Here is a 20,280-nt window from a genome sequence, read left to right as displayed (position 1 = left end):
TTATTTCTCCCCTTGCATTAAAACTTCAGCGATATGCATCACTTTTATATCTTTGCCTTCACGGCTTAAACGTCCACCAATGTTCATTAAGCAGCTCACGTCCGCACCAATTAAATAATCTGGTTGCTCTTCATCAATGTGCTCCACTTTCTCTTTTACCATCTCGCCCGAAATTTCAGCCATTTTGACTGAGAATGTGCCACCAAAACCACAGCAAGTTTGTTGGTTTTTAATTGGTAATAACTCTAAACCTTTCACGTGTTTTAGTAAGGTGATTGGTTCATCGACAATACCTAATTTGCGGAATAAACTACAAGAAGGGTGATAAACTGCTTTACCCGGCAAGTATGCCCCGACATCGCTAACACCGAGTTTATTTACGATAAAATCTGTGAGATCGTGAAAACGATCTGCCACTTTTTGTGCACGCTCTGCCCACTCTTTTTCACCAAAACGCTCAAAATGTTGTGGGTAAGTTTTAATTGCATAAACACAAGAACCTGCTGGGGCAACGATTGGGTAATCATTTGCCTCAAAAGTCTCCACCAAGTTTTTCATCCCTGGCAAAGCTTGTTTGGTATAGCCGCTATTAATAGCAGGCTGACCACAACACCCCTGTTTTTCAAGAAAAGTAATTTGGCAACCGAGTTTTTCGAGTAATAATACGGTATTTTTCGCCACTCCTGCTTTCATTACATCTGCAATACAGGTGACATAAAAATTCACGTTCATAGGAATACTCCAACAATAATAAGAATTAAAATCAAATACTTACGCCCTAAAACGGCAAAAGGAAGCGTTTTCCGCTTCCTTTTTTATTTACCAATATTCGTCTATTATACATTATAGAAGATAGGGATAATCAAGTAGGCAACCAATGCAGCAATAACGCCATAAACAAACATTGGCACTGCTGTTTTCTTAATAATATTACCTTCTTGTTTTTCGATACCAGTCACTGAACATACTGCAACAATATTATTCAAACACACCATGTTACCCATTGCACCACCTACAGATTGCAACGCAAGAATTAAGGTAACAGATAAGCCCACTTGTTGCGCTGTTGCATATTGTACGCCACCAAAGGTTAAGTTAGATACCGTATTAGAACCAGAGAAGAATGCGCCAATTGCACCTAGGAATGAGGCAAAAATAGTCCACGATTGCCCTGTGAATTCCGCAAAGCTTCTACCAATAGTTTGCACCATAGAATCGGCACCACCAATTAGCATCAATTTCACCATAATGATTGCACCAAGTAAGGCTAAGAATGGTTTTTTCACTTGGCTTAAACTTGAACCAAATACGCTTGCGACATTTTTACCAGATACCTTGAATACTGGAACACAAAGTAACACAGTTACGATAAATGGAATCAATGATGGTACATAAAGGAGTTTATAACCAGTACCAACAGAAGTGCCAAAAATCTCTTTTAAGGAGAAAATCAAGCCATAACTTAGATCAAATTTTGCAAAACCGATTGAACTTGCTAACCATGTAGTTGCATCATTCATCCAGCCTTTGAATGGAATTTGTTGAATACGAGTGATCACTAATAAACCGATCACTAATGCGGTAGGTAATAATGCTTTTGCTACTTCACCGGTTGTTACTGCATTGTCATCAAGGTTATTTTCTGTTTTCGCTAAGCCAATACCTTTATTAGCAACAAATACAGATACTAATAAACCGATTGCACCAGCAACCAATGATGGGAATTCATAGTTGAATTGTGCGATTAAGAAATAAGGCACCACACAAGCAAATACACTAATGTAAATAAATACGATGTTTTGACGAATCTCTTTCCAAGATACAATTAAGCGTAGCGCCATTACAGGGATCACCACAGCGGCAAATGCGTGAATTAATGCCGTCATAGACCCAATTTCAAGCACCTGCTCAGCACTTAATGCACCGTTTTTCAGCAATGGATCCATCCCAAACCATGTAGGTGTACCCACAGCACCGAAAGAAACAGGTACTGAGTTCATCACTAATGCCAACATAGCCACTTTAATCGGATTAAAGCCTAAGCCAACCAAGATTGGTGCAGCAATAGCTGCTGGTGTACCAAACCCTGATGCCCCTTCAATCATAAACGCAAATGCCCAACCGATAATCATCAATTGTGCCACAGGATTAGGGTTGATATTACCTAACCATTTGCGCATGGTATTGGTCGCGCCAGATACTTCTGAGAAACGGTTAAATAAAATTGCGCCGAAGATAATAGTAATTGGCGTTAATACATCACCTAAACCTGCAACAATGTTTGCCGCTACTAAAGTAAAATCGCTGCCAAAATAGGTTAACTGCAATACAAAGATCAATGCGGCAGTTAAAGGTAACGCCACATAAGACGGTAACGCATTACGTTTTACCATTAAGAAAATGAGTAAAACGATTGGAAATACGCTCAAGAAAAGAGCCATAGAACACCTCACAAATAAAATATGACCGAGAGTGGTCGGACAAGGTTACATTCTACAGAGAAACCAGCAAAATGTAACCAGATTGTTATTTTTTTGTGACTCAGTTCAAATTTTTTATTCAAAAAGTTTAAAAAAGAGACATTTTATTAAACTTTTTATACTCTTAGTTACGTCTTTATACGCTTTTTCTTTCTAAACAAAGAAAACGGCAACGGTACGGGTTTTTCTCATCAATTTCACTCAATTGCTCACTAACCACCTGCCATTCATTTTCAGCGAATTCAAAGAAAGTATCCCCCTCAAGCCTAGCTTGAATTTCGGTTAAGTAGAGTTTCTCTGCCAATGGCATGGCTTGCTTAAACAACTCACCACCACCAATTAGCATAATTTCATCACCTTTTGCATAATTTCCCGCAATTTCAAGCGCTTGTTGCAAGGAAGTTGCAACATGTGCACCTTCTACCAAAATGCCTGAGCGTGAAACAATGATATTCGGACGCTTAGGCAATAAACGCCCTATAGATTCATAGGTTTTTCTCCCCATGATTACCGGTTTACCCAGTGTATTTTGACGAAACCAAGCAAGATCAACAGGCAAATGCCACGGCATTGCATTATCTTTACCAATTACATGATTTTGGGTTCTTGCAACAATTATGCTAAGGTTCACCACTCACCTCCTTTTTTTGCTGTGCAAGAAAACCTTCCAATAAATTTTCTGATGGTGGGGGCATTTGTAGATAAAACCCCTCTCGCGCGATTTTTTGTTGCACTTCTTGCTTATCAGCTCTGATTAAGGGTTTATCACCAGCCAAATTGAACAACATGACAAATTGTGGTTTACCAAACATCTCACGTAATGACTGAGGAACATCATCAAAGTGATCTCGCTTTGCCACATAAAGATACATTCCGGCTTTTTTAGGACTTTTATAAATTGCACATAACATCTTAATCTTCCTCGTTATAGGCATTACCCGTATAGTTATCAAATCGAGACCACTGCCCGTTAAATGTTAATGGCACACGTCCAATCGGGCCATTACGTTGTTTACCAATAATAATTTCGGCAATGCCTTTTTTCTCTGAGTTTTCGTGATACACCTCATCACGATAAATAAACATAATTAAGTCTGCATCTTGCTCAATAGAACCTGATTCCCTCAAATCAGAGTTTACTGGGCGTTTATCTGCTCGCTGCTCCAAACTACGGTTAAGCTGCGAAAGGGCAACCACTGGCACTTCTAATTCTTTCGCTAATGCTTTAAGCGAACGAGAAATTTCAGCAATTTCAAGTGTACGATTATCAGCAAACCCCGGTGCCCGCATTAATTGCAGATAGTCCACCATAATTAAGCTTAAGCCACCATTATCTTTATAGACTCGTCTAGCACGAGAGCGTAATTCTGTTGGAGTTAATCCTGAGCTGTCATCAATATAGATATTGGCCCGTTCTTGTAACATAGCAACCGTTGAGGCAATGCGAGCCATATCCTCTTCGTCTTCTAATTGCCCCGTTCGAATTTTGGTTTGATTTACTCGAGAAAGCGAGGCAAACATACGCATCATGATTTGCTCGGCAGGCATCTCAAGGCTGAAAATAAGTACAGGCTTATTCGGTACTTTTTTCACATTACCGTTTTCATCCGTTACCTCGATATCCAACATGGAGGCATTTTCACATAAATTCATTGCAAAAGTGGTTTTACCCATTGATGGACGTGCCGCGACAATAATCAGATCGGAAGGTTGCAACCCTGCCGTGCGTTTGTCCAAATCAATAAAACCTGTTGAAACCCCAGTTACCCCACCGTTATTTTTACTATTAGATAACATTTCAATACGGCTTAATGTTTCCATTAAAATGCTATCAATTTTTTTCGGGCCTTCATCGCTTGAGGTTCGTTTTTCTGCAATATGGAACACTGTTCGCTCGGCTTCATCTAAAACGTCTTTTACCGTCATGCCTTTAGGACTATAGCTAATCTCGGCAATTTTATTACTTGCCGAAATTAACTCACGACGAATTGCACATTCACTGACAATATCCGCATAGGCAAGAATATTTGCCACACTCGGCGTGTTTTTCGATAGTTCGGCTAAATAAGCAAAACGCCCTGCATCTTCCAAAATGCCTTTATCTTTTAGCGCTTGATCAATGGTGAGTAAATCTATCGGCTGACCTTCTTTGGCAAGTTGTAACATTTGCAAAAAGATAAATTCATGTGTTTTATTATAAAAATCAGAGGGTTGAATACGCTCAGAAACACTATCTAAGGTTTCACTATTAAGCATGATTCCGCCGAGAATCGCCTGTTCTGCTTCAATTGAATGTGGTGCAATATTGATTTGCTCGAACTTTTTGTCTGCCTCGCTTCGCTCTTTTTGCTGATTTGTTTGTGCCATTGACTTGCCCTAAACACGATTTGAAAAGTACGCTAGTTTAGCGGAAATCGCTAAAACTTTCAGTACGAAATCAATACTTTCTACAAGCGGTAAAATTTTCATGATTTTTTACAAATTTTCGCCAACCATAGGGTAGAATACGATGAATTTATCGCTTATTTCGTTTTACTATGCTTGACAGCCCAACGCTTAAGACGGCTTTAACCGCCTTTAATCAACAACAAAAGAACGCCTTTGCAAAGCAGGATATCTTCACCTTATTAACTGAACGTAGCCACTTTTACGATGCATTACTTTCACAATTATGGCAACAATTTGCACTAGATAAGCGACAAGATCTCGCCTTAGTTGCCGTTGGTGGTTATGGGCGGCAAGAAATGTTCCCTTTATCCGATCTTGATATTTTGGTACTCACAGAAAAACCGTTAGATGAAATTGCTCAACAGCATTTAAATGCGCTATTTAATCTACTTTGGGACAGTAAACTGCAGCTTGGGAGTGCGGTGCGAACTATTGAAGAATGCATAGAAATTGGACGACAAGAGCTCTCAGTCGCAAGTAATATGTTTGAAAGCCGATTTATTTTAGGTAATAAATGTTTATGGCAAGCTTTAATGGCTCGAATTTTTCAAGATGATTTTTGGGCAATTCAACCCTTTTTCTATGCCAAAATGGTAGAACGAGATACACGCTATGCCCGTTACCACAATACTAGCTACAATCTTGAGCCTGATCTCAAACACAGTCCTGGTGGCTTACGTGACCTGCACCTCATTTCGTGGATTATGCTGCGCCACTATGGCACTAATAATTTTGCCACATTAATGCAAAAAGGTATTTTTTATCCTGAAGAATTTCAAGAATTGCAACGAGCACAAAAAACACTGTTTCGTATGCGGTTTGCGTTGCATTTACAATTAAAGCGTTACGATAACCGCTTACGTTTCGATCGCCAATTACAGCTCAGTGAACAGCTAGGGTTTGAAGGTGAAGGAAATGTTGCCGTGGAACACATGATGAAACAGTTTTTCCAAGCAACCCAATCTATTTCACAAATTAGTCGCCTCATTCTGGTTGCGTTTAAGCATAAAATCATTGCGCCTTTGCAGAAAGAAGGTGAAAAACAACCGCTTGATGAACTGTTTTTCCTACACAATGACCGTATTTCTACCTATCACCCCCATTGTTTTATCACACAACCACATAAAGCACTCGATCTCTTTTTCTATCTAACCCAGTATCCGCAAGCAAAAATAGAAATAAACACCCTTCGCCAGTTGAGGCTTGCACTGAAAAAACAAACAACACCGCTTTGTTATCACGCACAGGCGCGTACAGCATTTATTCGGCTATTTTCACAAGCAAATGTTATCAGTCGCGCAATTATACCGATGCACCAATTTGGCATGCTTACCGCTTATCTACCACAATGGTCTGCAATTGAAGGGTTAATGCAGTTTGACCTATTCCATATTTACACCGTAGATGAACATAGTGTTCGTGTGATGCTAAATTTAGAACAATTTCTGTTAACAGAAAATCATGAGAAATTCCCATTGTGTTACAAACTGTTTCCTCGCTTACCTAATAAGCCTCTGCTCTACCTTGCCGCGCTTTTCCATGATATCGCCAAGGGGCGCAAAGGAGATCATGCCGAAAATGGGGCAATAGATATGCGAGAGTTTGCCGCGTTACATGGCTTTAACCAAATAGAAATTGATTATATGGCATGGCTGGTTGAGCAGCATTTAACCATGTCAATTACTGCTCAACGACGTGATATTCACGACCCCGAAGTGATTCAACAATTTGCAAAATTAGTAAAAAATCAGACCGCTTTAGATGCTTTAACCTGCTTAACTGTTGCAGATATTTATGCGACCAATGAAAGCTTATGGAATGATTGGAAACGCACTCTCTTTGCGAAACTACATCAGCTTACTACCAGCCAACTGGCTCAAGGTGAAACATTACTCGATCAACAACAATTGGTGCAACAGCATCGCCAAGAGGCACTCGAACAACTTAAATTGGTCCTTTCTCCGCAGCAACACCAACTACTAGAACAGTTCTGGCAACATTGCCCTAAAAGTTATTTTATTCGCCATAACCCTACTCAATTAGTCTGGCATGCCCTGAGTTTAGTAACACAAGCAAAATTTGAACTGCCCAAATTGATGGTACTGGTCAGTAATCAATATGCCCGCGGAGCTACGGAGATTTTCATTTATTGCGAAGATCAACCGCAGCTTTTTGCTCGTATAGCTCATATTCTCAGCCAGAAAAAAATCAGCATCCACGATGCACAAATCATCACCAGCAACACAGGCTTAGTATTAGATAGCTTTATCGTTACGGAAAGTGATGGAAAACCATTAAATGAACTCCGTTGCCAACAAATACATTTAGCGCTTATTCAGACTTTAAGTCAGCCAACTAAACCATTTAAGGCATTAAAAAAACCGGTCAAATACCGTTCATTTAAAACTAAAACACGAGTTCGTTTTTTAGAATCAAGCCAGCCCAACCAAACCACATTTGAGCTATTTACATTAGATAGAGATGGGTTATTAGCTAGCATTAGCTCTATTTTTAACCAACTTTCCTTAAATTTACTCAATGCCAAAATTACGACAATCGGAGAACGCGTAGAAGATTTTTTTGTGATCAATAATCATGCTAAACAAACATTATCAAATGAAGAAAAAGAAAAATTAAAACAGCATTTATTACAAGAACTGGGTGGGGATATAACAGAATGAAAACACTGATTTTAACTGCAATTAACGATGACGATGAGTTTTACTTCAACCATCTTATTCCATTTTTATTAAGCTTAAAAAATACTAATTACGTAGGTGATATTGGCGTTATTGCATATCATTTATCTGAGATAAAAAAGCAGGTCTTATTAAAAAATAATATTTTAGTTTTTGAAGCTGAAAATAAATATAACACTGTCTATATTGACCGACAATTCACCACGACTCTCATTGCAGAAAAATTTAACTATGATTATATTGCATTGTATGATGGTGACATTTGGTTTCCTAGTTACTTAATGACTTTGTTCTCAGAAATTAAAGAAAAGGAAAAACTCTATTGCTGCTATGATCTTAATTACGGCTCATTTATTGATGACTGTGTCACAGATACATATAAAACAGCAATAAGGGAATTAATTAAAAACTACTTAAATACAGGCTATAAACTCTGGCAAGTAGGATTAATTGCAGGGCACCGCCAAGCATGGCTAAAATATCAACAATATATATGTAACAAATTAGCACAGCAGGCAATATTCACCCATAAATTTGGCATTGATAGCTTATTAGTGGTGCTTTATTCATTAGAAATAGGGGCTATAGCACCATTACCAGAAAAATATAACAGCCTTCCAACCAGTGGAAACTTAAAATATAGCAATATTACTGAAACTGGGCAGTTATTAGAAAAAGAAATATTTACTGTTAATCAAGAAGAAGTTCAAGGCTTACATGTAACGGGGCCATTTAGATTATATGAAAGAAATTTCTACGATTATATTTCACACCATGGCAACATTTATTTCGAACAAGGGCAAAATTTCCGGCTTGAACACCCCCAATTCAAGGCATTTATATTCCGTACTGATAAGAAATCAAGTCATGATACCATTTTATTAAAAGTAAAACAGATTTACTCAGAACAAACTATAAACATACAAACTATTGAGAATAATTGTTTTATTAACACAGGTTCAAAAACACATATTATTCTAGCAAATAACCATTCAACAGCAATAAATCTCCGATTTGCAGTACAGCCAGTATTAGGTAAACGAATAACAAAGGGGCGTTTTATTTACCATAGAAATAAAACACCTACCATTTATACATTGGGAAAATGGTATACGATCAACTTGAAACCCAATGAAGAATGCATTTTAGTTTCTTATGATATTGACACAAGTGCTCAAATTACGTGGATTCTTGACGGCATTACACTCTGTGAGTAGTGCCTAAATGTAATTTACCTTGATTCTTCAATAATAGCTGCTCAGCATTGCTTTTATCCAAACCAGATAAAAGCATCATAATCGCTAATTTTGCATTGCCATTGGTATCGAATAACGTTTTCTCGGCCTGTTCTTTCGAACATTCTGTTGCTTGCATCACAATTCGAATTGCTCTCGCTTTGAGTTTTTCATTACTTGCCTGCACATCGACCATTAAATTTTGATAGCACTTACCAATTAAAATCATACTTGCTGTAGTAAGCATATTCAGTACCAATTTCTGAGCTGTGCCCGATTTCAATCGGCTTGAGCCCGTTAAAACCTCCGCCCCAACCACTGTTTCAATCGCTATCTGTGCTACCTGGCTCATTGCAGAATTTGGATTACTCGCAATAGAGACAGTCGTTGCTCCTAAGCTATTCGCATATTCCAACGCGCCTATCACATAAGGTGTACGCCCACTCGCTGCAATCCCAACTAACACATCGTTTGAACTAAAATTAACGGCTTTTAAATCATCCATACCGGTTTGTTTATTATCCTCTGCCCCTTCGATAGGATGACGTAATGCACGCTCGCCTCCTGCAATAATACCGACAACCATTTCCGCAGGCACACCAAAAGTCGGTGGGCATTCAGAGGCATCAAGTACGCCTAATCGCCCACTTGTCCCCGCACCGATATAAACTAAGCGTCCCCCCTTCTGGAATGCTTGAACAATTTGCTCTACCGCCTGCGCAATTTGTGGCAGATTTTCTTTTACTGCAAATGCCACCTTTTGATCTTCATCATTCATTTTCTGCACAATACCTAATGCAGATAAGGTATCAATATTCATTGTGTTTGGATTACGCTGTTCTGTTATCAGCTGTGAAAGCGTGTTTAATAAATTCTCGTTCATAATCTTATTTTGTATAAATTACCCCTAAACTGACCGCTTGTTTTGCACCAGTCACACTCGGTAAATTCGAGGCTAAATTGTGTATCCGCTGATAGGCTAGCCATGCAAAGGCGGCCGCTTCAACAAAATCAATATCTAGCCCATATTCGTTAGTAGTCGTTACGCGCCAGCCATCACAAAGGGCGGTGAGACGCTCCATTAAAAAGCCATTTCTTGCACCGCCCCCACAAACTAACAACTCACAATCTAATCCTTGCGAATTATCAATTTGAGCAAGCGAATCGGCAATGCTCTGGGCTGTGAACTCAGCAAGCGTTGCTTGCACATCACAAGGCTGACAAGCGGTATGTTTTGATAATTTTTTTGCAAGCCAGTCTAAATTAAATAGCTCTCGCCCAGTGCTTTTCGGTGGAGGCTGTTGGAAAAAAGCCTCATCAAGCAAATCAGCAAGTAACGCTTTATCTACTTTACCACTCTTCGCCCAAGCACCATCTTTATCATAACGCATGCCCTGATGCTGCTCGATCCAAACGTCCATCAATGTATTGCCTGCGCCAATATCATAGCCAATAGTCGGAGAATCCGGCACAAGTTGTGAAATATTACTAATTCCACCGATATTCAGCACCCCAATAATCTTATTTGGCTGAGCAAATAAAGCTTGATGAAATGCCGGCACTAATGGCGCCCCTTGCCCGCCATATGCCATATCTTTCCGCCGGAAATCGCCCACAACATCAATGCGAGTTTGCGCTGCCAACACATGCATATCACCAATTTGGGTAGTAAACGGATATTTCCCTACTGGTGAATGCCAAACCGTCTGACCATGGCAACCAATCGCCATAATCTGCTCAGCTTGCAAATGATGTTTAGCTAGAAATTGATTTACGCAATCTGCGTATAAGTGCCCTAATCGGTGATCTAGCTCCCCCAACTGTTGCAAACTGGTTTCACCATTTTTAACCAAAGTGGAAATAGCTTGGCGTAAGGCTTCTGGCATAGGCACAAAATCACAAGCGGTTAATTTAGGGGGATTTTTTGCAAAATCCATTAGTGCGAGATCAACCCCATCTAAACTTGTGCCAGACATAATCCCAATGTAATAATGTTTTTCCATTAGTTAAACCATTCAAAATCTAGCTGATTAGCTTGGATTTCATTAATATTTTTCTCAAAAAAGAGGACGTGACATTCTGCCTGTGTTGTCGGTTGCCAGTTATACCAGTTCTCATCATTTTTTTGATAAAAGGCAACCAGTTTTTTATTAAGCCCAGAAGCAATATGTACAATTGCTGTATCTGGTGAAATAACCCAATCTGCATATTTAATTAATTCAACCGTATCAAATATTGTTTGGGTATCTTCATACATAAAAATACCATAACTATCTGATAGTAATGGTTGCAGCATTGGGGTTATTTCTGGATAAGTTAATAATACCAACTGTTTTTGGGGCTGTTTTACTCGAAACTCTGTAATAAAACGGCGTATATTTTCTAACGAAAATTTACGTGAATTTGCTGCACCAAAAAAGTTAATTGCAATATAATTCTCTAGTTTTTTCTCTAAGATATATCTCTGTACTTTCTCTGCACGCTCAGGATTAAAAGGTAGTTCATACATTACATTAACATTATTAATACCACATAAATTTAATGCTTTATGATAAATTTCTGAGAAATGTAAATTATCTGTAATATTTAAATTAAACAACTGATAATTCTCTTTCTTATAGCCAATATAATATTTGGCATTAATACAACGTAATAAAAAGAGATCTCGATTACGCAATAAAACCGTAGGATCTATAACTGTGTCGTAGTGAAAATTCATTAATTCTCTACTTAATAACCAATGATCTTTAAACCCTCTAGAAGGTAATAGATGGATATTATCAATATAGGGGTTGTCCATAAACAACATTTGGTTTTTAGGCGTACATACTACCCCAATTTCGATATGAGGATTAAATCGTTTAATCTCTCGATATACAAAAGAGCTAACCACAAAATCACCAATTTTGCCATCTTTACGCAAAAACAGTATTTTTTTAGGTATAATCTGCCCATTTACATTCTGTGTTTGCTTATCTAGCAGCATTTTGCCGAGAGCAAGACGAATTTTTTGGAGTATTTGTTTAATTTTCATTTGGTAATAAAATTGGCTGATAAGGTTCAATATTTAATACATAATTAATCCAATTAGAAAAACTGTATTTTTTCTTTATACTAGGATCAAGTTCTACATAAGGTTTTGTTAAAAATGCTTCTAGTTCATCAAAGTTATTGTCTAAAACAAACATATTATTTGGGTGATAAAAGTCATAATATTTAACATTTTTATTCATTGTAATTAATTTCTTGCCGTAACCTAATGCTTCAAACACCCGAAAAGAGCAGCCTGAATGTTGTGCAATCACAAAATCTAAAATGCAATGACATTGTTTTGCTAATGCTATATTTTCTGGAAAAGGCTTAATTTCAGATAACGGCAACAAAGTGACATTGCTTGGATAAATATCACGGCATTTATGTATATCCTGACAAACTATTTGAATATCTAGATTAATTTTATGTTCTTGAGCATATAGAGCAAAATTGACTATTTCATTTTGCCGAGAAGTATTATGTCCACCAATAAAATATAATTTACCATTATCTTGTATTTGTATTTCATCTTCATAATCAAAATAAAAATTCGTTGTTGGATAGAGGTTATAAAACAACTCATTATATTTAAGATCATTAGAATCAAATACATAACAGCGGTCAAAATATTTTAAGTTTTCCATTGCTTTAGGATAACGAGCCAAACCGTCCCATTGATAATTTATCATACCGTTATCCTTTGTTATTTCCTTAATTTTAAGAATTATTTCTGGAGAAAACCCCTGCATAAGAAAAAAAAGAGAATAATCTATTTTCTGATTAATCTTTCCCTGCAAATTACGGAAATAGACCTCGCACTCAAACTTCCGCTTAGCTTCTTTCTCTTTTAAGATATTTTTACGAAAATTAACTTTGATTCGATCCCATAATGTAGGATATTTAAATCCTTCTCCTTTTTCATTATAGGGGCAAAGTAAAATAACATTGAAACCACAAGCAATAAGATTTCTTTCTAAAAGCCTAGAAATCCCTAAATTGGTTGAAATACACAATAATATTGTTTTTTTGCTCACAATTTCTCCTTATTAATTTTCATAAAATAGTGCTATAATTTTCTAAACAATACTATTTTTTGAGCATCATGAAACAACTGATTAACTACCTGTTTGGCACGAAAAGACCACGTTACACCGAAACCAGTTTTCATTTAAAGCAAATCAATTCTATATTACTTAAGCCTATTGGTTATGCTCTGGGAGATGCTATTTTGCATATTACCCATTTAAAACAGTTAAAGACGAACTATCCACATATCAAATTAGGCATTATCGTTACAGAACGCTGTTATTCCGTATATGCTGCTGAAGATTTTATTGATTTTTTAATGCTGGATTCAGCTAAAAACTATTTCCAACAAAGAAAAAAATGGGATCTCTATCTTGATTTTCAGCCAACTTATACGAGTCGCGCGATTTTCCTTGATTCTATTCTTTCTCCTAAATTTGTGATTAATTTTGGGAAAAATAAGAAAAAATATTATAATTTAGATAAAACTAAAAATTATGATTTTACGACACCAAACCTAAAAAATGTACATATTAGCCAATATCTATATCATTCTATATTGGGAAAATATCTATCTCCAGCGCCTATCCATTATAGCTTAACACCACAACAACTTTCTAACACATTACAACAATGTTGGCAGACTGGAAAAATTCGGGTTCTACTTGCTCCGCAAGGCAGCGGCAGACAGCTTCCCCCCCAAGAACTCCGAGCACTAATTCAGGCTGTTATCGCAAAAGAACAAGTTTCTTTTGTACTTTCGGCAACACCAACTTATCAAGATTACGCCCAGCAACTAGGGTTGACCGATATCATTGCGTTATCCCCTAAAACGACTATTTTAGAATATTTTGCGCTGGCTCATTCTGCCGATATCATTATAAGTGTAGATAGCGCAAGTGTGCATATTGCTTGTGCATATAGCAAGCCATTACTCGCGTTCTATGCCAACTGCCCACATAATATTCAACGCTGGCAACCAATAAATTATGCCGATACTTTTATTGCTATTAGCCGCCAAATACCTAATATGGATAATAATGCAACGGCTAATTTTGAAATATCGGCTTGTGCCGAATGGTTAAACATGCAAATTGCCAAACAGCTTACTGCCGAGCCATGCGATAATTAAATTGAGGAACGTTTTCAAAATTAGAGCGGAATGGATTAATGTCTAATCCGCCTCGTCTTGTGTAACGTGCATAAACCGTTAATTTTTCAATTTCACCAAACTGCATTAAATCACAAAAAATGCGTTCTACACACTGTTCGTGGAATTCATTGTGTTCACGGAATGAAATTAAGTAACGTAAGACTTTTTCTCTATTGAGCTTTTTGCCTACATAGTGAATTTGTACACTACCCCAATCGGGTTGAGAGGTAATCAGACAGTTCGATTTGAGCAAATGACTCACCAATGTTTCTTCTACTCGTTCACCTTCACTCACATTCTCTAAATAGCAGTTAGAAAATGCATAACTGTCAATTTCAATATCCAACTCATCAAGCAATTCACCTTGAAAATCGCTAATCGGTTGCGCGCTAAACTCGCTTAGTTTGCGAATTTTTACTAAAACCTGACCGCTTGCACAAGCAGATAGATCTGATTGAATTGTGCGTTGTACACTGTCCCAATCAGAAAATTTAGTTTGATTAAAGCTATTCAAATAAAGTTTAAAACTTTTTGATTCAATTAAGTTTTCACTCTGACAATCTAGCCAAATATCCGCAATCGCAACTTGTGGTACACCTTTATGATTTAACCAAGAGAGTTCATAAGCCGTCCAAATATCCGCCCCTTGCGTGAAAGGTTGCTGCTCGGTAATGCCTAATCCATCACGATTCAAGCGGCGTGGTACAGGTTGCAATAAAGTTGCATCATATTGATTTTTATATTCTGTTTTTTGCCCTAATTTTAAGGCGGAAAGAGATTTGTCGTTGTAATTCATTTTCAATTAAACAATGTAGGAGCGAACCGATGCGTTCGCCCGTTAAATTTATTAAGACATTTCGGCAGACACATCGGTCTGCCGCCACAATTATAAATGTTTTGGCAACTCTGCTAGACTCTCAATCACGAGATCAGCGGCTTGTTCTGCTTCTGGGCTAACCGGTTTCCCCGTACGAACTAAAATTTTCGTTTTCACTCCAGCATTAAACGCCGCTTGCATATCTTCTAACTTGTCGCCAACCATCACCGACTGTTGTGGATCAATGCCTAAATCGTTAATCGCTTGGGTAAACATACCTGCTTTTGGTTTGCGACAATCGCAATCTTGCCGATATTCACCTTTGCCTTCTGGGTGATGAGGGCAGTAATAAATGCCATCAAACACCACACCATAATCTTCATCAAGCGACCAATCAAACCATTCGGTTAATTGCAAAAACTGATCTTCACTAAAATAACCTCGTGCAATTCCCGATTGATTAGTGACCAACACCAAGAGCCAACCTTGATCTTGCAGCTGCTTTAACGCCTTTCCTACCCCTTCAATAAATTGAAAATCATCAATTTGATGCACATAACCGTGATCAACATTAATTGTGCCATCTCGGTCTAAAAAAATCGCTTTTTTACCCATTTTTGCCTCGTATATAGTCCACGATCATTTGATGATGTTCACCTGTTTTAAATTTATCAAAGACTTGTTCAATTACACCATTTTCATCAACTAAAAAGCTAATACGATGAATACCATCATAAGTGCGTCCCATAAATTTTTTCTCCCCCCATACGCCAAAGCTTTCAGCAACTTGGTGCTCAGGATCGGAAAGCAAGGTAAAATTAAGTGCTTTTTTCTCTGCAAATTGAGCCAATTTTTTCGGTAAATCTGGGCTAATGCCAAGTACAATCACATTTAATTCATCAAGCTCACTTTTACTATCGCGCAAACCGCATGCTTGTGTGGTGCACCCCGGTGTTAATGCTTTCGGATAAAAATAAACCAGCACTTTTTTGCCTAAAAATTGCGAAAGGGAAACAGGCTCATCAGCCTGATTTTGCAGCCTAAACTCCGGCGCACGAACGCCTGCTTTCAGTGTATTCATTTGCAGAATTTCCATCAAAAAAAACCGCTTGCGATTATACACAGCAAGCGGTTGAATTTCAGGAAAATTTTGCAAAAATGCGCTAGACCGTTGAACTTTCAATAACATGAGCAAATGTTTCTAAGGCTGCTCATACTAAAAAGCTTTCCAACAACTCATTCAAAAATAATTTGCCGTGTTGTGTAATTTGCCAGGCATCAGTGGTTTCTGTTATAAAATTTTTCCCCAGCGCAGTATCCATGATCGCACGAACAACTTCACGATTTAATCCCGTATAGGCTTCAAATTCGGCTTTTGGGGTTGCTTCTAATAAGCGAAAACGGTTCATAAAAAACTCAAACGGGCGATCCTCTAGGATTATTTCATGCTGTTCATACAGATATTCTCCACGCATATAGCCTTTTGGATGTTTCGTTTTAGAAAAACGATAAATTTCTCCGCTTGGATAGGATATTTTGCCGTGCGCCCCGCAACCAATGGCTAGATAGTCCCCAAACCGCCAATAGTTCAGATTATGCTGACATTGATAACCTTTTTTGGCGTAAGCAGAGGTTTCATACTGCTCATAGCCAGCATTTGTAAGAAGTTGATGCCCTTGCTCAAAAATATCCCACAGCTCATCGTCATCAGGCAATGTCGGCTGGCGATAGTAGAACATCGTATTCGGCTCAATCGTCAATTGGTACCATGATAAATGTGGTGGGTTAAGCGCAATTCCCTGTGCTAAATCACTCAACGCCTGCTGAACCGATTGATTGGGTAAACCATGCATCAGGTCGATATTAAAGCTGTTCAAGCCAAATTTTGCAGCATTTTGCGCAAATTTGACCGCTTGTTTTGCTTCTATGCTATCGTGAATACGTCCTAGCTTCAGTAACTTTTCAGGCTCAAAACTCTGAATGCCCATTGAAATGCGATTCACACCTCCCTCTGCATAACCTGTAAACTTTTCCGCTTCCGCTGTACCAGGATTTGCTTCTAACGTGATCTCTGCATTCGCTTCAAAAGCAATACGCTTTTGCACTTCGGCTAACAAATAGGCGATACTTTCTGCCGAAAATAGACTGGGTGTTCCTCCGCCAATAAACACGGAATGGATACTTCTCCCCTGAATTGCCTGCTTATGGCGTGCAAGATCCTGTTCTAAATCTATTAAAAGATGTTGAATGTAATCGCGTTCAGGAATAATGCCTTTTTGTGCGTGAGAATTGAAATCACAGTAAGGGCATTTCTGTACACACCAAGGAATGTGAATATAAAGGCTTAGGGGAGGAAGAGAAAACTTCATAGGGGTTTGCTTATTTCATCTGAAAAATATTTATTGCCCCTTTCCCTGATTTTTACCGAATAATGAGGCAAAATCAGGGAAAGAAAACATACACTGTTGGCTCAAAAAAGTAACCGACTAATCACACGGTACTATTTTTATCGCTAATCCTCCCGTCGAAGTTTCACGATATTTTGCATTCATATCTTTGCCTGTTTCATACATAGTCTCAATAACCTTATCTAAGGTAACCCGAGGCTGCGAGGTTAGACGTAATGCCATTCGACAAGCATTAATTGCCTTAACCGATGCAATGGCATTCCGTTCAATACAAGGTACTTGCACTTGTCCGCCTACTGGGTCACAGGTTAGCCCTAAATTGTGTTCCATTGCAATTTCTGCCGCAATACAAACTTGGGTTGGACTACCACCCATAATTTCAGTTAACCCTGCCGCAGCCATAGAACATGCAACACCCACCTCACCTTGGCAGCCAACTTCTGCACCAGAAATAGACGCATTCATTTTATACAGTGTTCCAATCACGCTACAAGTAAGCAGATAACGTTCAATGGTTTCTTGATTTAATTCTCCAATAAACTGGCGATAATACGCGAGTACGGCTGGTACAATACCACAGGCTCCATTAGTTGGCGCGGTGACTACTCTTCCGCCAGCGGCATTCTCTTCATTTACGGCTAAGGCATACATATTTACCCAATCAATAATTTGCATTGGGTCATTGGTCAGTTTATTGTTTGCTTCCAATGTTCGACGCAATGCCGCAGCACGACGCACAACTTTCAATGGCCCTGGTAATAAGCCTTCTGTGTGCAAGCCCCGTTCAATACAAGCGTCCATTGCCTGCCAAATTTTAGCTAAGTAGTCACTAATTTCCTGTTTAGAACGTAACGCTAACTCATTGCGCCATACCAGCGTAGAAAGATGTAAGCCATTATCGGCACAATGTTTTAAGAGCGTTTCTGCATTTTTATATGGAAACGGTACGCTAATTTCATCTTTTTCTTCCAATCCAAAATGGGCTTCATCAACAATAAAACCACCACCGATAGAGTAAAAGGTTTTTTCAAACAAATTTTCTTCACCATTAAAAGCTCGAAAAGTTACTGCGTTTTCATGTCGCGGCAGGAATTCTGAGTGAAAAGGCATATCTTGATAGAAATCAAAGCTAATTTCTTTGCAATGATGTGGCTCTGATTCAGCAAGCAGTAATTTTTTCTCGGCTTTCAGTTTGTTGATAGTCGGTTCAATCATCTCAATATCAACATTATCTGGCAAATACCCCATTAACCCCATGATAATCGCAATATCCGTGCTATGCCCACGCCCAGTGAGCGACAGTGAACCATACACATCTACCCGCAAGCGGTCGGTTTTTGCTAAAAAATTGCCAGCGATTAAATCATCAACAAAGTTTTTTGCTGCTTTCATCGGTCCGACAGTATGTGAGCTAGATGGCCCAATGCCCACCTTAAACATATCAAATACACTAATCATTGAAATTTACCCCAAAAAATGAAAACGCGGTCAATCTGAGTTTGCAAAAAATTCGCTCAAATTGACCGCTTACACACAACAATAATAAAAACGTAGCTATTATAGCCTTATCAAACTGCAATTAGAAGAGGTCAATCACAATCGCAGAAATAGCAATTAACCCCATTACCACAACAAAGACATTTGAAAATCTGCCTTTAAAACGAGCCAGTGCAGGCACTGTATGAATAGCATACATCGGCATTAAGAATAAGATCATTGCAATAATCGGGCCACCTAAACTTTCAATAAAGCCTAAGATACTAGGATTGAGATAAGCAACCAGCCAGATAGTGACAAAAAACAGCCCTGCGGTAATTAAACGGAATTTACTTGGCTCAATTGGCGTTTCACGCATTTGGTTAACAAAGCCTTCCATACCTTCCCGTGCACCTAAATAATGCCCAAAGAATGAACTGGTAATCGCAAAGAAAGCAACTGCCGGCCCGAAATAAGAGATAATTGGATTATCAAATTTATTAGCCAAAAACGATAAAATTGGGATATTTTGCTGTTTCGCGGCCAGTAATTCTTCTGGGCTTAATGTCAGCACGCAACTAAACACAAAGAACATAACAAAACCGACTAAAATTCCTGCCGTGCCACGTAAAGAACGCACCATAAGTTTATCCGTTGCTTCAGGATCGTTATCACAAAATTTCGAGTGAGATAACGCACTGCTAGAAATAGCTGGTGAATGGTTAAAAGCAAACACTAATACCGGAATGGTGATCCAAAGTGTTTTGAAAAAATCTCCTGCACTTGGTAAATCTGCAGAAAGCATAGCTGTGTTCCATTGAGGAATAAGGTATAACGATAACCCGAATAAAATTGCCACGAGAGGGTAAATTAATAATTCAGTGATACGTAATACCAATTTTTCATTTAGCAACATAACGCCGACTAACACAAAAACAGCAAGACCTGAAAGTAAGAAACGAGATGGTTCTGCCATGCCTAGCTGATTAACCATAAATGAGCTGATTACATTTGTAATCCCAACACCATAGGCAAGCAGAATAGGGAAAATAGCGAAGAAATAGAGCAGAGTAATTAACTTACCAGCTTCGCCACCGAAATGTTCTCGTGCTACGTTAGTAATATCGCTACCAGCATTTTTAGACGATAAAACAAAACGAGCCAAACCTAAGTGTGCTAAATAGGTCATAGGCCCAACTAGCAATGCCATAATAATCAGCGGGTAGAAACCACCTTGCCCTGCATTAATCGGCAAAAATAACACACCTGCACCAACAGCGGTACCAAATAGATTAATCATCCACGTGAGTGAAAAGCGTTTTGCTGACGCATTCATAGAATATCTCCTTGAAAGTAAAATCGGCGATATTCTAGAAATCTATTTTCTTAAAACAATATTAATTAGGTAAAAGTTTGATTTAGACAAATATTTATCTATTTACTTGGCGATAAACAGAACAACTTATTCAAAGTTGGCGATATTTTCTATATTTTTCGCTAAACAC

At 38.3% G+C, this 20,280-nt stretch carries 18 protein-coding genes; 3 read left to right on the top strand and 15 right to left on the bottom strand.

Annotated elements, in window-relative coordinates:
* The 5 genes from F542_RS04420 to dnaB all read right to left on the bottom strand — a co-directional run bounded on the left by F542_RS04420 (nucleotide 1) and on the right by dnaB (nucleotide 4,847).
* Entirely contained in the window at nucleotides 1-732 is a 732-nt protein-coding gene (locus F542_RS04420; RefSeq protein ID WP_015432719.1) for a (Fe-S)-binding protein, read from the bottom strand.
* 104 nt (nucleotides 733-836) lie between these two features.
* Nucleotides 837-2,441, bottom strand: coding sequence for an L-lactate permease (locus F542_RS04415; protein WP_015432720.1), 1,605 nt, complete (start codon nucleotides 2,439-2,441; stop codon nucleotides 837-839).
* A 175-nt stretch (nucleotides 2,442-2,616) separates the two neighbouring features.
* Nucleotides 2,617-3,111, bottom strand: coding sequence for a dihydrofolate reductase (locus F542_RS04410; protein ID WP_025266986.1), 495 nt, complete (start codon nucleotides 3,109-3,111; stop codon nucleotides 2,617-2,619).
* On the bottom strand, nucleotides 3,101-3,391 hold the full coding sequence (locus tag F542_RS04405) for a YcgL domain-containing protein (RefSeq protein ID WP_025266985.1): 291 nt from the start codon (nucleotides 3,389-3,391) through the stop codon (nucleotides 3,101-3,103). Before F542_RS04405 ends, F542_RS04410 begins: the two co-directional genes overlap by 11 nt.
* A gap of 1 nt (nucleotide 3,392) precedes the next feature.
* Nucleotides 3,393-4,847: a replicative DNA helicase gene (dnaB, locus tag F542_RS04400; RefSeq protein ID WP_025266984.1), complete on the bottom strand. Its 1,455-nt coding sequence runs from the start codon at nucleotides 4,845-4,847 to the stop codon at nucleotides 3,393-3,395.
* A gap of 170 nt (nucleotides 4,848-5,017) precedes the next feature.
* On the opposite strand from dnaB, the gene glnD reads away from it, so the two are divergent.
* Nucleotides 5,018-7,609, top strand: coding sequence for a bifunctional uridylyltransferase/uridylyl-removing protein GlnD (gene glnD / locus F542_RS04395; protein WP_025266983.1), 2,592 nt, complete (start codon nucleotides 5,018-5,020; stop codon nucleotides 7,607-7,609).
* Entirely contained in the window at nucleotides 7,606-8,844 is a 1,239-nt protein-coding gene (locus F542_RS04390) for a hypothetical protein (protein ID WP_015432725.1), read from the top strand. The genes glnD and F542_RS04390 overlap by 4 nt, the downstream gene beginning before the upstream one ends.
* On the opposite strand, the gene murQ is transcribed toward F542_RS04390, so the two are convergent.
* The 4 genes from murQ to F542_RS04370 are packed head-to-tail and all read right to left on the bottom strand — an operon-like array spanning nucleotide 8,828 to nucleotide 12,929.
* On the bottom strand, nucleotides 8,828-9,745 hold the full coding sequence (gene murQ / locus F542_RS04385) for an N-acetylmuramic acid 6-phosphate etherase (RefSeq protein ID WP_015432726.1): 918 nt from the start codon (nucleotides 9,743-9,745) through the stop codon (nucleotides 8,828-8,830). The two genes, F542_RS04390 and murQ, sit on opposite strands and share 17 nt — an antisense overlap.
* 4 nt (nucleotides 9,746-9,749) lie before the next feature.
* Nucleotides 9,750-10,865: an anhydro-N-acetylmuramic acid kinase gene (locus F542_RS04380; protein WP_015432727.1), complete on the bottom strand. Its 1,116-nt coding sequence runs from the start codon at nucleotides 10,863-10,865 to the stop codon at nucleotides 9,750-9,752.
* On the bottom strand, nucleotides 10,865-11,896 hold the full coding sequence (locus tag F542_RS04375; protein ID WP_015432728.1) for a glycosyltransferase family 9 protein: 1,032 nt from the start codon (nucleotides 11,894-11,896) through the stop codon (nucleotides 10,865-10,867). The genes F542_RS04380 and F542_RS04375 overlap by 1 nt, the downstream gene beginning before the upstream one ends.
* The gene (locus F542_RS04370; protein ID WP_015432729.1) at nucleotides 11,886-12,929 is read right to left on the bottom strand and encodes a hypothetical protein; all 1,044 of its coding nucleotides are present in this window, start codon (nucleotides 12,927-12,929) and stop codon (nucleotides 11,886-11,888) included. The genes F542_RS04375 and F542_RS04370 overlap by 11 nt, the downstream gene beginning before the upstream one ends.
* Nucleotides 12,930-12,997: 68 nt before the next feature.
* Between F542_RS04370 and F542_RS04365 the strand changes: the two genes are divergently transcribed.
* Nucleotides 12,998-14,053, top strand: coding sequence for a glycosyltransferase family 9 protein (locus F542_RS04365; RefSeq protein WP_015432730.1), 1,056 nt, complete (start codon nucleotides 12,998-13,000; stop codon nucleotides 14,051-14,053).
* Here F542_RS04365 and queF read toward each other — a convergent pair.
* From queF to F542_RS04335, 6 genes are all read right to left on the bottom strand, one after another.
* Entirely contained in the window at nucleotides 14,028-14,870 is an 843-nt protein-coding gene (gene queF / locus F542_RS04360) for an NADPH-dependent 7-cyano-7-deazaguanine reductase QueF (RefSeq protein ID WP_015432731.1), read from the bottom strand. The genes F542_RS04365 and queF overlap by 26 nt on opposite strands.
* A gap of 90 nt (nucleotides 14,871-14,960) precedes the next feature.
* Nucleotides 14,961-15,506, bottom strand: a complete 546-nt coding sequence (gmhB, locus tag F542_RS04355; RefSeq protein WP_015432732.1) for a D-glycero-beta-D-manno-heptose 1,7-bisphosphate 7-phosphatase — start codon at nucleotides 15,504-15,506, stop codon at nucleotides 14,961-14,963.
* Nucleotides 15,499-15,972: a thioredoxin-dependent thiol peroxidase gene (gene bcp, locus F542_RS04350; RefSeq protein WP_025266981.1), complete on the bottom strand. Its 474-nt coding sequence runs from the start codon at nucleotides 15,970-15,972 to the stop codon at nucleotides 15,499-15,501. The genes gmhB and bcp overlap by 8 nt, the downstream gene beginning before the upstream one ends.
* Before the next feature lie 130 nt (nucleotides 15,973-16,102).
* Nucleotides 16,103-17,260 (bottom strand): radical SAM family heme chaperone HemW, encoded by a 1,158-nt coding sequence (hemW, locus tag F542_RS04345; protein WP_015432734.1) that lies wholly within the window; start codon nucleotides 17,258-17,260, stop codon nucleotides 16,103-16,105.
* Nucleotides 17,261-17,377: 117 nt separating this feature from the next.
* Entirely contained in the window at nucleotides 17,378-18,757 is a 1,380-nt protein-coding gene (locus F542_RS04340; RefSeq protein WP_015432735.1) for an L-serine ammonia-lyase, read from the bottom strand.
* Nucleotides 18,758-18,878: 121 nt separating this feature from the next.
* Nucleotides 18,879-20,111 (bottom strand): aromatic amino acid transport family protein, encoded by a 1,233-nt coding sequence (locus tag F542_RS04335; protein WP_015432736.1) that lies wholly within the window; start codon nucleotides 20,109-20,111, stop codon nucleotides 18,879-18,881.
* Between the last annotated feature and the right edge of the window lie 169 nt (nucleotides 20,112-20,280).

Origin of the sequence: Bibersteinia trehalosi USDA-ARS-USMARC-188 (assembly GCF_000521725.1) — a bacterium.
GTDB lineage: Bacteria > Pseudomonadota > Gammaproteobacteria > Enterobacterales > Pasteurellaceae > Bibersteinia > Bibersteinia trehalosi.
Note: the sequence above shows the minus strand (reverse complement) of the source record. Positions and strands in the feature narration are given on the sequence as shown.